Genomic DNA, 14,516 nt, shown 5'->3' with positions numbered 1-14,516 from the left:
GATGGCTGAGATGAATCAAGCGCAGGCTCCCATACTCACAACCAAACAGGTCAAGCTCTACTACCCCATCCGCCGGGGCATCATTTCAAAAACGGTAGGCCATGTAAAGGCGGTCGACGGCGTGGACCTCAGCATTCTCCCCGGGGAAACGCTCGGTCTGGTGGGGGAATCCGGCTGCGGCAAATCGACTCTCGGCAGAACTCTTTGCCGGCTGGAAACGCCGACGGACGGAGAGATTGTGTTCGAAGGCAAGAATATTGAAGCGATGGACCAGAAGAGCCTCTACGGCATTCGAACCAAGCTGCAGATGATTTTCCAGGATCCTTACTCTTCGTTGAATCCGCGCAAACGTATTGTGGATATTCTGGAGGAACCGCTGATCGTTCATCACATTGTTCCCAAAGATAAAATCAGCGCGGAAGTCGACCGTTTGCTGGATCTGGTCGGGCTCCCCAAAGGATGCAAACAGAGGTATCCGCATGAGTTTTCCGGCGGACAGCGGCAGAGAGTCGGAATCGCGCGGGCCCTGACGGTGCATCCGAAGCTGATTGTCTGCGACGAGCCCGTGTCCGCTCTGGATGTTTCGATTCAGGCACAGATTTTGAATCTGCTTCGCGACCTGCAGCAGGAAATGAATCTGACCTATCTGTTTATCGCGCACGGCCTCGGCTCTGTCCGCTACGTCAGCAGCCGCGTCGCAGTGATGTATCTGGGCAAAATCGTTGAAATCGCATCAAGGGAAGAGATCTTTTCCCGCCCGCTGCACCCCTATACCAAGGTGCTGATGGAAGCGTATCCGATTCCGAATCCGCACCTGCGGGGCAAGGAACGAATCGTTTTGGAAGGGGATGTTCCCAGCCCCGCAAACCCACCTTCCGGCTGCCGGTTCCATACCCGCTGCCCGATGGCGACCGAAGAGTGCAGCAGGCAGACCCCCGTATTAAAGGGCAGGGCTCACAAAGTCGCCTGCCTGAAAGTCGATTTGTGAGGAAAGGCCGGTGAACTGGATTGTTTAACTATATTATCCGACGGATTCTGATTGCAATTCCGATTCTGCTCGGGATTACAATTATAGATTTTCTGATTGTCAATATGGCCCCCGGAAATCCGGTCGACATGATGGTCAGCCCGAATGTGACGGGCGCCGCGCTGGAATTAAAGAAAGCGGCTCTCGGCCTGAATCAGCCGCTGTATGTGCAGTACTGGCACTGGCTGGTGAACATCCTGCAGCTGAATTTCGGCTATTCCATGACGACGTATCAGCCGGTCGGCGATATGTTGGCACAGCGGATCGGTCCGACCATGCTGCTGATGGGTCTTTCCCTGATTGTCGGACTGCTGATCGCGGTGCCGCTCGGCATTGTCAGCGCGACGCACCAGAATTCCGCGCTGGATTATGTCGCGACCGGCGGAGCGTTTTTCGGCGTCTCCATCCCGAACTTTTTCCTTGGTCTCGGCCTGATTTATATCTTCGCGGTTAAACTGAAGGTCTTGCCGTCCTCGGGCATGTTCACACTGGGCGGCAACAACGGCATTGGCGACACGGCCGCGCATCTGGTCCTTCCTGTGATTGTGCTCGCGGTGCAGATCGCCGGGCAGGATATCCGTTACGTCCGTTCCGGCATGCTGGAAATTCTGGGGCAGGATTATTTGAGAACCGCGCGCGCGAAAGGCTTGAAGGAATCCGTCGTTATCAACCGGCACGCCCTGCGCAACGCGCTGATCACCATTATTACGGTCATCGGCATGCAGATTCCTCTTCTGTTCGGCGGCGCGGTCATTACGGAACAGATCTTTGCCTGGCCCGGAATCGGCCAGCTGACCATCGATTCGATTTCAGGCCGCGATTACCCGACCTTAATGGCGATCAACCTGATCGCCGCGGTCATGGTGCTGGCCGCGAATCTGCTGACGGATATTATGTATTCCGTGGTGGACCCGCGTGTCAAATACAATTAAAAGGAGTAGAAGACATGGCAGTTGCAGAACTGAAAGTACCGAACGCAGCCAATCCCGGCGCACCGGAACCTGATACGCCGGATACGCTGGAATTCGGAGCCGTGCAGGAAACCTATTTGCACATGGTGATACGCCGCTTTCTGAAACATAAGCTCGCGGTGGCGGGGGTCTTGGTCGTTCTTCTTTTAATTGTATGCGCGTTGTTTGCTCCGGCGATTGCCCCGCACGACCCGAACGCAATTACGAATAACTTTAACGCGGCGCCGTCCGCAGAATATCCGCTCGGCACGGACCGCGTCAGCAGAGACGTGCTGAGCCGTCTGATCTTCGGTACGCGCGTTTCCCTGACGGTCGGGTTCCTGACGGTCGCCATCTCCGTTGTCATCGGCACGGTCCTGGGCCTGATCAGCGGCTATTTCGGCAAGGCGATCGATATGCTGATCATGAGAATCTGTGATATTTTCATGTCGTTCCCGCAACTGATGCTGATTCTCGTGGTTGTCAGCATCGTCGGGCCGAACACAAGGAACATTACCCTGGTCCTCGGGCTTTTGGGCTGGCCGCAGGTGACGCGGCTGGTGCGCGGCAATGTATTGAGCGTAAAGCAGTCCGATTATATGAAAGCCTGCACCGCGCTTGGATATCACGTTCCGCGCAAGCTGTTCAAGCACATTCTGCCCAATACTCTTGCGCCGATTCTGGTCAACGCGACGTTCGGCATCGCCGGCAATATCCTGATGGAGGCCGGGCTTAGCTTCCTCGGGCTCGGCGTACAGCCGCCGACCGCAAGCTGGGGCAACATGCTGACCGACGCGCAGTCCCTGACGATTCTGACCTCTCAGCCCTGGCTGTGGGTCCCGCCCGGAGTGATGATCATGCTCAGCGTTCTGGCGGTCAATTTTGTCGGCGACGGTCTTCGGGATGCGATCGATCCCAAAAGTATGTCCTGATCATGAAATTACGACTGTGGCCCGCCGCGCGACGGCGGGCTGCGTTTTGAAAGAAGGATTGCCTTATGACGGAAACGGAATCCATACTGGCTTCCATCGACGAGAAATCCGTGCGGTATCTTGATGCGGCGGACCGGATCTGGGAACTTGCGGAAACCCGCTTTCAGGAAACCAAATCGGCCGCGCTGCTTTGTGAAATCCTGAAACGGGAGGGCTTTCAGGTCGAAACCGGAGTTGCGGGTATGGACACCGCGTTCCTTGCGACTTATGGCGGCGGCAAGCCGGTCATCGCCCTGCTCGGCGAGTACGACGCGCTTTCCAGCCTGAGCCAGGAGCCCTGCATCGCGGAGAAAAAGCCGCTGATTCAGGGCGCAAACGGACACGGATGCGGACATAACGCGCTGGGTGTGGCATCGCTTGCGGCCGCGATTGCGCTGAAAGATTATCTGAAGGAGACCGGAGGCCCTGGCACCGTAAGATATTACGGCTGCCCGGCGGAAGAGGGCGGGGGCGGCAAGGTCTTTATGGCCCGCGACCATCTCTTTGACGGACTGGATGCGGCAATCACCTGGCATCCGGGTGACCTGAACCGCGTCATGGCTTCCAGCACGCTTGCCAATATTGAAACCTATTTTGTTTTCAGTGGGACCAGTTCCCACGCTGCCAGCGACCCGCACCTGGGCCGCAGCGCCCTCGACGCGGTGGAACTGATGGATGTGGGAGTGAATTTTCTGCGGGAGCATGTGATGGAGGACGCCAGAATGCACTATGCCGTTACCGACTCGGGCGGAGTTTCTCCGAACGTGGTTCAGGCCAAAGCGGAAGTTCTTTATCTTTTGCGTGCGCCGACGATTTCTCAGGTAAGGGAAATTTACGACCGTGTCTGCGACATTGCAAAGGGCGCGGCCCTGATGACAGAAACACAGGTCGAAATCGTCCCGGACGGGGGGACCGCCGACCTGGTTCCAAACGACACGCTTGGCAAGGTGATGCAGGAAGTGATGGAAGAATTGGGAGGACCGGTTTTCAGTGAGGAAGATCAGGCGTTTGCGAGGGAAATTGAAAAGACCCTGACTCCGGAGCAGAAAGCGGCCGGCTTGGGCCGGTTTGACCAAAAGACTGCGGAACGGCTGAAAAGCTGCGCACTGGCCGAATTTGTGGTGCCCTACCATCCGACGGAAAAGGCGATGCCGTTTTCCACCGATGTGGGCGACGTGAGCTGGAATGTACCGACGGTTCAGCTGACCGCCGCCACGCAGGCGCTCGGCACACCGGGGCATTCCTGGCAGATCGTTTCGCAGGGAAAATCCGGGATCAGCCACACGGGGATGCTGTATGCCGGCAAAGTAATGGCCCTGACGGGGCTCAGGCTGTTTCAAAATCCGGAACTCTGCGAACGGGCGAAAGAGGAACTGAAAGAAAGGCGAAACGGAGAACCATACGACTGCCTGATACCGGAAGGCTTTCAGCCGCATGCCTCGCGCTGACTGATGAAAGGAGGACTGAAATATGGCGTGCAAAGATAAAATATCCATGCTGATTGACGGGAAAAAGGAACTTTATGAGCAGGCAAGCGATTCCATCTGGGATTATGCGGAAACACGGTTTGAAGAACATCAGTCTGCGGAATTGCTCTGTAAAATTCTGCGGGAAGAGGGATTTGAGGTTACAACAGGGCTTGCCGGAATGCAGACGGCTTTCGTCGGCAGTTTCGGCAGCGGGAAACCCGTGATTGCGATTCTGGGTGAATTTGACGCTTTGTTTGAATTGAGCCAGGCAGCCGGAGTTACGGAAAAAAAGCCGCTGGTTCCGGGCGGCAGCGGGCATGGCTGCGGCCATAACGCCCTTGGCGTCGGGGCCCTGGCGGCCGCCGTAGCGGTCAAGGATTATATTAAGAAGCATCGACTTTCGGGGACGGTTCGGTACTACGGATGCCCTGCGGAAGAAGTAGGGAGCGGAAAAGCGTTTATGGCGCGCGAGGGAGTCTTTGATGATGCGGACGCGGCTCTCTCCTGGCATCCGGGCGATATGAACGAAGTCTGGGGATGCAGCAGCCTTGCCGTGACACAGGCGTATTTCAAATTCAGCGGAACCAGCTCTCACGCGGCCGCGGCTCCGCAGCTTGGCCGCAGCGCGCTGGACGCCGTGGAACTGATGAACGTCGGCGCCAACTACCTGCGCGAGCATGTGATTCCGGAGGCAAGAATCCATTACGCGATCACGAACGCGGGCGGGCTTTCCCCGAATGTGGTGCAGGCAAACGCGGAAGTCCTGTATGTGGTTCGCGCCCCGAAATTCCGGCAGGCGAAAGAAATTTTTGACCGCGTGGTTAAAATTGCAAAGGGTGCGGCACTAATGACCGGCACCGCCTTCGAAACCGTCATTGACAGCGGCTATACCGATTATATTCCGAACGATACCCTGAGTCGTCTGATGAGCGAAAAGATGAAAGAGCTGGGCCCGTGGCAGGCTGACGGCGAGGAGATCGGGTTTGCGAAAGAAATCGGAGAAACGCTGACTGCGACCCAGAAAGCAACCGCGAACGCCCGGGTTCGCGACCGGGAAGAGCTCGGAGTCATCCGGGAAACCGGAATTGCCGGTTTTGTCAGGCCTTATCAAAAGTCGGATACGCCGATGCCCGGGTCAACGGACGTCGGTGACGTCAGCTGGATTGTGCCTACCGCACAGTGCTCCGCCGCGACACAGGCTTTCGGCACCCCCGGGCACTCCTGGCAGGTGGTTTCGCAGGGAAAGTCCGGAATTTGCCACAAGGGAATGCTGCTGGCGGCGAAAACCATCGCGCTGACCGCGGCGGAGCTTTTTGAGCACCCTGAAATCGTGAGCCGGGCGCGGGAAGAGTGGAAGGAAACCCTGCATGGAGAGAGCTATCTTTGCCCGATTCCGCCGGAGGTAGAACCCGCGGCGCTCCGGTAATCGGCATTGTCTGAAATCAAGTTAGGAGAGATACGATGAAAAGTTTATCCGTCAACGCGCTGGCCGCGCCGACTTCCGGAATCCGCAAGATTTTCAATCTTGCCGTAAAAATGGACGACTGCGTCAAGCTGATGGTCGGCGAGCCGGACTTCCCGACGCCGGAGCATATTGTGGAAGCAGCCTGCAAGGCGCTTCACGAGGGAAAAACCGGGTACACCGTCAGCGCCGGCATTCCTCAGCTGAGAGCCTTAATCGCCGAAAGCGTAGGGAAAAGGAAAGGAATTCACGCAGACCCGGAACAGCAGGTGATTGTAACAAACGGGGCGACCGGAGCGCTGTACCTTTCCATGAAAGCGCTGATGAATCCGGGGGACGAAATCATCATCGGGGTTCCGTTGTTTTCCAATTATCTCGGCCAGGCGATTTCCATCGGTGCCGTGCCGAAATTTGTCACCCTGCGTGAGGAAAACGGCTTCATCATGGATTGTGAAGATCTGGAAAAAGCGGTTACGCCGAAAACGAAAGCAATTCTGCTCAACTCTCCCTCCAATCCGGTCGGGAGTATCATCAGCCCGGAGACGCTCGGGAAAATAGCGGAGATTGCCGTGAAACATGATCTTTATGTCATTTCCGACGAGGTATATCAGGATTACAATTACGGGGGAGTACCCGTTGTGAGCATCGCGTCTTTTCCCGGCATGCAGGAGCGGACGGTTATCATCGACAGCTTTTCCAAGACTTATGCGATGACGGGGTGGCGCGTCGGCTATGCGGTGTCCTCTCCGGAAATAATCCGCCTGATGATCAGCATGCAGGACGACGTGATTTCCTGCGTCAACACGATGGCGCAGTACGCCGCGGTGGAAGCGCTGAGCGGCCCGCAGAATTCCGTTAGGCAAATGATCGACGAATTTCGCGTTCGAAGAGATTTGCTGGTCGAGGGAATTGAAAAAATTGAAGGTTTAAAATGCGTGAAGCCGAACGGCGCATTTTACCTTTATGTAAATATTTCGGGAACGGGACTCACTTCCGAGGATTTTGCAATGCGACTGCTGCGCGAAGCAAGGGTGGCTGTGGTACCCGGAACCGCGTTTGGGCCGGGCGGAACGGAGTACGTTCGGATTTCGTATGTCACTTCTCAGAAAAATCTTCTGAAAGGCGTAAAACGAATTTCTAACTTTGTAAAAAATCTGAAATTGGAAAAGGAAGGGATACAGGATGCCGATCAAAGAACTTGCGGAAAAATATGAAAGCTATATCATTGAACAAAGAAGATACTTTCACCAGCACCCGGAACTGAGCTGGGAAGAGGAGAATACCACAAATACCATTGAAGCCGAACTCAAGGGCATGGGCATTGAAACAAAGCGCTATTCCAAAACAGGGGTAACGGGTATGATCCACGGAGGAAAACCCGGAAAAACGGTCGCCCTTCGGGCGGATATCGACGCCCTTCCGATTCAGGAAAACGCGGATGTTCCGTTCCGTTCGCAGAATCCCGGTAAAATGCACGCCTGCGGGCATGACTGCCATATTTCCATGCTGCTCGGCGCGGCAAAAATCCTGACGGAGATCAGGGACGAGCTGGAAGGCGACGTAAAGCTGATTTTTCAGCCTGCCGAGGAAGCCGGCAACGGCGCGGAATACATGGTGAAAGAAGGCGTGATGGACGGCGTCGACGCCGTGATGGGAATGCATATTTTCGCGGTGATGCGCGGCCCGAAAATCAATGTTCAGGAGGGCAGCCGCATGGCTGCCGCGGCGTCCTTTAAAATCATTGTGAAGGGCGCGGCCGCTCACGGTTCCACCCCTCACCTTGGAACGGACGCGATTGCAGCGGCCTCCTCCATCGTCATGAATTTGCAGAGCTATGTCAGCCGGATGAACGACCCGCTGAGTCCGCTGGTAGTAACGGTCGGCACCATTCATGGCGGCGACCGGTTCAACATTATTCCACAGCGTGTGGAGATGGAAGGAACCCTGCGTACGTTTTCGAGGAAAACGGCCGACGATGCACAAGACGTTCTGAAAAAAATCGCACAGCAGACCGCTTCGGTATTCGGCGCGACCGCGGAGGTGGAATACGCAAAATTCACGGATCCGGTCAGTAACGACGATGCTCTTCTGAACCGCGTTGCGCATGACGCCGCCGTCGGACTGTACGGAGAGGATGGAATCATTTCGGTCGAGAAACTGACGGGTTCAGAGGATTTCTGCTATTACATGGAAAAAGCGCCCGGCTATTTTGCATTTCTCGGCGCGGGCAATCCGGACATCGGCGCGGTTTATTCCAACCACAGCGACAAATTCAAGGTGGATGAGGCGGCCCTGCAGCGCGGCTCCGCGTTTTATGCCCGGTTTGCCTGCGATTACCTGAAAGCAGGCAAGTAAAATCAACCGAATAGCCCTATGCGATCCCCCGGATGGATTTTGTTATCATCCGGGGGATTTCTCATGTTCCGGCGAAGTTTCTTTCAGCTTTTTCTCGATCAGACTGAGATTGTTTTTCAGCCTCTGGTCCTCCGGGCTGAACGCCAGCGCGGCCTTTGCGTGCGCCAGGGAACGCTCATACATCCCCAGCTGAAAGCAGGCGATGGAGCAGAGATCGTCGGGCGTATAATCCCATGCGTAAGCCGCGTTGACATAAACAGGGGAGCGCTCGCGGATTTTGAGCGCTTCTTCCGTCATGCAAAATACGGTCGGCCAGTCGCCGAGCCGGTAAGCCATCCTGGCAAATTCCACATAAGCGTCGCGCATCCAGGGGGCTTCGCCGATTGCGCGGTAATACCAGCGGTATGCTTCCGAAACCTGCGACAGGCTGAAAAAGGAAGCGGCGGTCCAGCGCATGGAAGCACAGCGCTCCTCCCGCCAGACGGCGGTGGGCAGGGAGAGATAACGCAGCATGGTATTGATACAGTCCTGCCAGCGCCCCCGGTACATATATTCCCGGCCCAGGTAATACGTCATGCGGTCGTCGCTCGGCTCTTCCTTTACGGCCATTTCCAAAAGCGGCAGATAGGAGCTTCTCGATTTGTTCGGGTCGGGGTGATGATTCAGAACCATCCCGGGGATAAAGACCACCTGCTGCGGCTCAGTCCCGACATAGCCAAGGCATTCGTGAACGGGATGGATCCAGCGGTAGCCGTGTCTTGCGTGGCATTTAAAGTAACGGAACTGCACCGCGGGGGTTCCGTCCGGCTTCAGGCTCCAGTTATACAGGTATTTGCCCATGGTTGTACCCTTTTGCCACGCCTTTTCAATACAGCGACGCCAGCCCTTTTCAAAAATTTCGTCAAGATCGGTGCAGACGCAGATGTCGACGTCCTCCGGAACGTGGTTAAGCGAGCGGTTCCTTGCTTCGTCGAACCTCCAGGGATTAATTCCTTCGGAATAGACGACCGCTCCGCGCGAAATCAGCTTTTCCGCGGTTTTGTCCGTGGAGCCGGTATCGGTGACAACCACCAGGTCCGCCTCGCTCATGGAGTCCATCCAGCGGTCGACAAACTGCTCCTCGTTTTTGCAGATGGCGTAGACGCAGATTTTATATTGCCTCATGGCCTGCACACTCCTTCCCGGCATCCGAATCAGCCATTGCACGGATCAGGTCGAGATTCCGCCGAATCCTCGGATCGTCCGGCGAAAGCTCAGCGGCTTTCTGCACGTATTCCAGCGATTTCTGGTAAAGGCCAAGGCGATAGCACGCAATGGAGCCGTAATCATAAAAGAAAGCGCCCCAGCAGTGTGGTTCCATCAAATAGCTGCCCGAGCGGTTTTTGATGGTGAGCGCCTGTTCGCACATATCAAACAGAAGGAACCAGTCGCCTTGCAGATAGGCAAGATTCGCCATGTAATAATAAGGCTCCCTGACGGAAGGGCATTCGCCGATTGCGCGGTAGAGCCATTCTTTCGCTTCATCCGGCTTTTTCTGCTCGGCCAGACACTGCGAAATAAAACGCATGGCGGCGCAGCGTTCCTCCGTCCAGGCGGCGCTTGGCATATCCAGGTAGCGACGCAGCGTCACGATGCTTTCATCGTATCTTTTGTAATACATATACTCGCGCCCAAGCCAGAAAATGACCCGGTCGTCCTCAGGGTTTTCTTTGGCGGAGAGTTCCAGCAGAGGCAGGTACTGGCTTCTCGGTTTGGAAAGGTCCGGATAATGATTCAGAATGAGGCCGGGAACCCATATGCTTTTTTCAGGCTTGCCACCGCTGTAGGACAAAAGTTCATGGACCGGGTGAATCCAGCGGAATCCCTTCCGGCAATGAATCTTTTCCATCATGTATTGTTTATCCGGCGCCCCGTCTTCCTTGTAACTGTAGGTGAAAAGATACTTGACGCGTGTAAGATCCGGCTGCCAGACCGCCTCCAGCTTTTCTCGCCAGCCTTTTTCAAAAACCTCATCCAGATCGTTTGGCACGCAGATGTCAACATCTTCCGGAATATGGTCCATCGCCGCGTTCCTTGCGGCATCGAAACGCCAGGGCTTGATTTCCTCGCGGTATACCTGCGCACCGCGCGCCCGGAGCTTTTCTACCGTGCGGTCGGTGGAACCGGTGTCGGCGACGACAATAAGATCGGCCTCGCTGACAGCGTCCATCCAGCGGTCGACAAACTGCTCTTCGTTTTTGGTGATTGCGTAAACGCAGATTTTATACTTACCCGTAAAAAACACCTCTTTTATAAAGCCGAGGGTCACCGCCGCAGCGGCGGCCCCCGAAAAGGATTAGCTTAAAAAGATAACGTCAAATTGTGAACTGACAGAGGTTCCCAGAGTAAACGCGGTGGCGCCGGAACTGTTTCTAAGGGTCAGAACATCGCCGCCCGCCAGCGTCAGCATTGCGGTCCCGGAAACCACGCCGGTCCCGACCAGCAGATCGATGGTCGTTGATGCATCCGTGGTTCCGTTCACTGCAATGGAGAGGGAAGCTCCCGTTCCCGCCGTAATGTTGATATAATAGTCGATTTGATACGTGCCTGCGGACGGCACTGTTACAGCGGCCGTGCCGGCGGTATGGGTAATTCCGCTGAGAGGACCGTTGTTGCTGAATGTGACGTCGGCGCCGCTGGCAACGGCCTGTGTTCCTAAATTGTAAACATATCCGAAGGTTGTTACGCCTGGTCCGGTGTCACCAGTCGGCCCTGTTGGCCCAGTGTCACCAGTCGGTCCCGTTGGTCCGGTATCTCCGGTTGGCCCCGTCGGCCCGGTGTCTCCGGTCGGTCCGGTGTCTCCCGTCGGCCCGGTGTCTCCGGTCGGTCCGGTGTCTCCGGTCGGTCCGGTGTCTCCGGTCGGCCCGGTATTGCCGGTCGGCCCGGTGTCTCCCGTTGGTCCGGTGTCTCCGGTCGGTCCGGTGTCTCCGGTTGGCCCGGTGTCGCCAGTTGGTCCGGTTGGTCCGGTGTCGCCGGTTGGCCCGGTATCACCCGTCGGCCCAGTGTCTCCAGTAGGCCCGGTATCGCCAGTCGGTCCAGTTGGTCCTGTGTCTCCGGTCGGTCCGGTGTCACCCGTTGGTCCGGTTGGTCCGGTGTCGCCAGTCGGTCCCGTATCGCCGGTTGATCCCGTCGGTCCGGTGTCTCCAGTTGGTCCGGTGTCGCCAGTCGGTCCGGTGTCTCCCGTCGGCCCGGTGTCTCCGGTCGGTCCGGTGTCTCCCGTCGGCCCGGTGTCTCCGGTCGGTCCGGTGTCTCCGGTCGGCCCGGTGTCTCCGGTCGGCCCGGTGTCTCCGGTCGGTCCGGTGTCTCCCGTCGGCCCGGTGTCTCCGGTCGGTCCGGTGTCTCCGGTCGGTCCGGTGTCTCCGGTCGGCCCGGTGTCTCCGGTCGGTCCGGTGTCTCCGGTCGGCCCGGTGTCTCCGGTTGGCCCGGTGTCTCCAGTTGGTCCGGTGTCGCCGGTTGGTCCGGTATCTCCGGTAGGCCCGGTGTCACCAGTCGGCCCGGTGTCACCAGTCGGTCCCGTATCGCCGGTTGATCCCGTTGGCCCGGTGTCGCCGGTCGGTCCGGTATCTCCGGTCGGCCCGGTGTCGCCAGTTGGTCCGGTGTCGCCGGTTGGTCCGGTGTCCCCGGTCGGTCCAGTGTCTCCGGTTGGCCCGGTGTCGCCAGTCGGTCCGGTGTCTCCGGTCGGCCCCGTCGGCCCTGTGCTGCCAGTTGGTCCGGTTGCTCCGGTAGAACCTGCGGTTCCAGTCGGTCCTGTAGGTCCGGTCGCTCCGGTAGAACCTGCGGTTCCGGTCGGTCCTGTAGGTCCGGTCGCTCCGGTAGAACCTGCGGTTCCAGTCGGTCCTGTAGGTCCGGTCGCTCCGGTAGAACCTGCGGTTCCGGTCGGTCCTGTAGGTCCGGTCGCTCCGGTAGAACCCGCGGTTCCGGTCGGTCCTGTCGGTCCGGTCGCTCCGGCAGAACCTGCGGTTCCGGTCGGTCCTGTAGGTCCGGTTGGCCCCGTAGGACCGCCCGCGGGCCCGCCAGGTCCGGTTGGGCCGGTTGGCCCCGTTGGTCCGCCCGCCGGTCCGATTGGTCCGGTATCGCCGGTAGATCCCGTCGCTCCTGTAGGTCCGGTTGTTCCGCTTGGTCCGGTCGACCCGGACGGCCCGGTTGGTCCGGTTGCTCCGGTCGGCCCCATAGGTCCGCCGGACGGCCCGGTCGGCCCAGTCGGTCCTGCCGGTCCTGCCGGTCCCACAAATCCCATTGCTCCCTGAGGGCCCTGCGCTCCGTTATGGCCTGTGGGCCCCGTTGTTCCGGTTGGTCCGGTTGGCCCTGTCGGTCCGGTTGGCCCTACGGGTCCGCCGGACGGTCCGGTCGGCCCGGTTGGCCCGGTTGGCCCGCCTGCAGGCCCTGTCGGCCCGGTTGGTCCGGTTTCGCCCAGCGTGTCGTCTTCCACGACGGTAAGGGACGCGTTGGGAGAAAACTGCGAGGTTAAAATCGTGGTGCCTGCAGTTACGTTTTGCAGGGATACGGTAACAGGCGGAGTGGTGACTTCTATAATTCCTATGCCGTATGCCTCTCCGGTTCGAATGGGCAGCACGCCTTCAATATTGTCGCCTTGCGAAGAAACCAGCGCGTAATCGATCCCGGATGCTCCGGATGAGGTTTGAGTGGCGAGCCACCAGTTGAAAACATATCTTCCGGCATCGCCGATTGTAATGACGCCGGTCGCGGGATTATAAAGGATATTACCTGATGAATAAATAACGTTATCAAAAATGACATTTCCGCCCGGAGCGATATTCCCGCCTACGGCGGTTCGTTCTATTTGTAGGGCAATATTGCTCAAATTACTTTCCTCCCGAGTTCATTAAAGGCTTACTTCAATGATGGTTATGCCCGCCTGAACAGTTGTAGTGGAATAGGTTACGGTAGCTCCCGATTGGTTCGTTAGAGTGACGGTAGCGGGAGTGGCGCCTACCGTGACGATTGCGCTGCCACTGACCTGGCCCGTTGTTAATGGCGAGTATGCAACCGGCCCTGGAACGCTGTTCAGCGTTACGCTGAAGTTGACCGATGTGGCAGCACCGGCGCTGTCTTCTGCGACCCACCAACTGACATAGTAAATCCCTACGCCGGTAATGGTGAATTCTCCGGTTGCGGCATTGTAAGAGATATTGGGGCTTTGGTCACTTAAAATTGTACTGAACAGAACCGGTGAACCGTCGGTCACGGTGCCCCCGGGGCTGTCGTCAAGCTGAGTCTGAATTCCACGTAACTGGACGGTTGCGCCGGTATCGCCGGTCGGTCCGGTCGGCCCGGTGTCGCCGGTCGGTCCTGTCGGTCCGGTATCGCCGGTTGGGCCTGTTGGTCCGGTGTCTCCGGTCGGTCCTGTCGGCCCGGTGTCTCCGGTTGGGCCGGTCGGCCCGGTGTCTCCCGTTGGGCCTATTGCTCCGGTGTCTCCGGTCGGTCCTGTCGGCCCGGTGTCTCCGGTTGGGCCGGTCGGCCCGGTGTCTCCGGTTGGGCCTGTCGGTCCGGTGTCGCCCGTTGGGCCTATTGCTCCGGTGTCTCCGGTCGGTCCTGTCGGTCCGGTGTCTCCGGTTGGGCCTGTCGGTCCGGTGTCGCCCGTTGGGCCTATTGCTCCGGTGTCTCCGGTCGGTCCGGTCGGCCCGGCTGCACCCGTCGGTCCTGTTGGCCCTGTCGGCCCGGTAGTTCCTCCCGTCGGTCCAACCAGATCGTCCTCAATCACAACCAAGGTTGCTTTCAGCGGGACAACGTTTGCATAAAACACATCGGTTGTACTGGCGTTCACCAGTGAAACCGTTACGGGCGCCACAGTCACGTCAATAATTCCAATTCCGGAAACTTCATCCGCCCTTAACGGTGAATTTCCCTCCAAAAAATCCCCCTGCGAGGAGGACAAGGCAAAAACGGTTCCGTTGCTGGAAAGCGTCGCCTGCGTAGCTACCCACCAGCTTAGTGAGTATCGGCCGGCCTCTAAAAAGGTGATGACTCCGGTCGTGCTGTTATAGGTGACATTCCCCGCAAGATACACGGTTGTATCAAAAATTACATTGCTGCCGGCTGCGATCGACCCGCTTGCCGACCGTTCGATTTGCAATGCTATATTGCTCATATATTTCACCTGCACATCAAATTTCCAGCCGCTGTAATGATCCATGGATGCTTCCTGCGGCTTTTGCTAGTATATGCGTACAAACAAGACGCCGTTCCCAGGGACACGGTGCAAAATTCATGCATAGAATTTTG

General features: G+C 57.6%; 11 protein-coding genes. 7 read left to right on the top strand and 4 right to left on the bottom strand.

What is annotated here, in order from left to right:
• Position 1 precedes the first annotated feature (1 nt).
• The 7 genes from ACLQ3M_RS14325 (at position 2) to ACLQ3M_RS14295 (ending at position 8,234) form a co-directional block, all read left to right on the top strand.
• A complete protein-coding gene (locus ACLQ3M_RS14325) occupies positions 2-988 on the top strand; it encodes an ABC transporter ATP-binding protein (protein ID WP_411678371.1) in 987 nt (328 codons plus the stop codon).
• 20 nt (positions 989-1,008) lie between these two features.
• Positions 1,009-1,959: an ABC transporter permease gene (locus tag ACLQ3M_RS14320; RefSeq protein ID WP_411678370.1), complete on the top strand. Its 951-nt coding sequence runs from the start codon at positions 1,009-1,011 to the stop codon at positions 1,957-1,959.
• A gap of 14 nt (positions 1,960-1,973) precedes the next feature.
• Positions 1,974-2,909 carry an oligopeptide ABC transporter permease gene (gene opp4C, locus ACLQ3M_RS14315; protein ID WP_411678369.1) on the top strand — a complete coding sequence of 312 codons (936 nt, stop codon included), beginning with the start codon at positions 1,974-1,976 and terminating at the stop codon, positions 2,907-2,909.
• Positions 2,910-2,974: 65 nt separating this feature from the next.
• Positions 2,975-4,396, top strand: coding sequence for a M20 family metallopeptidase (locus ACLQ3M_RS14310; protein ID WP_411678368.1), 1,422 nt, complete (start codon positions 2,975-2,977; stop codon positions 4,394-4,396).
• Positions 4,397-4,418: 22 nt separating this feature from the next.
• Positions 4,419-5,843, top strand: a complete 1,425-nt coding sequence (locus ACLQ3M_RS14305) for a M20 family metallopeptidase (RefSeq protein ID WP_411678367.1) — start codon at positions 4,419-4,421, stop codon at positions 5,841-5,843.
• Positions 5,844-5,878: 35 nt separating this feature from the next.
• A complete protein-coding gene (locus ACLQ3M_RS14300) occupies positions 5,879-7,093 on the top strand; it encodes a pyridoxal phosphate-dependent aminotransferase (protein ID WP_411678366.1) in 1,215 nt (404 codons plus the stop codon).
• On the top strand, positions 7,062-8,234 hold the full coding sequence (locus ACLQ3M_RS14295) for an amidohydrolase (protein WP_411678365.1): 1,173 nt from the start codon (positions 7,062-7,064) through the stop codon (positions 8,232-8,234). The genes ACLQ3M_RS14300 and ACLQ3M_RS14295 overlap by 32 nt, the downstream gene beginning before the upstream one ends.
• A gap of 45 nt (positions 8,235-8,279) precedes the next feature.
• On the opposite strand, the gene ACLQ3M_RS14290 is transcribed toward ACLQ3M_RS14295, so the two are convergent.
• Genes ACLQ3M_RS14290 through ACLQ3M_RS14275 form a run of 4 tightly spaced genes read right to left on the bottom strand, consistent with a single transcriptional unit; the run spans position 8,280 to position 14,427 of the window.
• Positions 8,280-9,398, bottom strand: coding sequence for a glycosyl transferase family 2 (locus tag ACLQ3M_RS14290; protein ID WP_411678364.1), 1,119 nt, complete (start codon positions 9,396-9,398; stop codon positions 8,280-8,282).
• Positions 9,385-10,542 (bottom strand): glycosyltransferase, encoded by a 1,158-nt coding sequence (locus tag ACLQ3M_RS14285; protein ID WP_411678363.1) that lies wholly within the window; start codon positions 10,540-10,542, stop codon positions 9,385-9,387. Before ACLQ3M_RS14285 ends, ACLQ3M_RS14290 begins: the two co-directional genes overlap by 14 nt.
• A gap of 27 nt (positions 10,543-10,569) precedes the next feature.
• On the bottom strand, positions 10,570-13,095 hold the full coding sequence (locus ACLQ3M_RS14280; protein ID WP_411678362.1) for a BclA C-terminal domain-containing protein: 2,526 nt from the start codon (positions 13,093-13,095) through the stop codon (positions 10,570-10,572).
• A 21-nt stretch (positions 13,096-13,116) separates the two neighbouring features.
• Positions 13,117-14,427, bottom strand: a complete 1,311-nt coding sequence (locus ACLQ3M_RS14275) for a hypothetical protein (protein ID WP_411678361.1) — start codon at positions 14,425-14,427, stop codon at positions 13,117-13,119.
• Positions 14,428-14,516 lie beyond the last annotated feature (89 nt).

The sequence above is a fragment of the Caproicibacter sp. genome (assembly GCF_046707225.1).
Classification (GTDB): Bacteria; Bacillota; Clostridia; order Oscillospirales; family Acutalibacteraceae; genus Caproicibacter.
The sequence above is the reverse complement of the archived record's forward strand: the minus strand, read 5'-3'. Positions and strand labels throughout refer to the sequence as shown.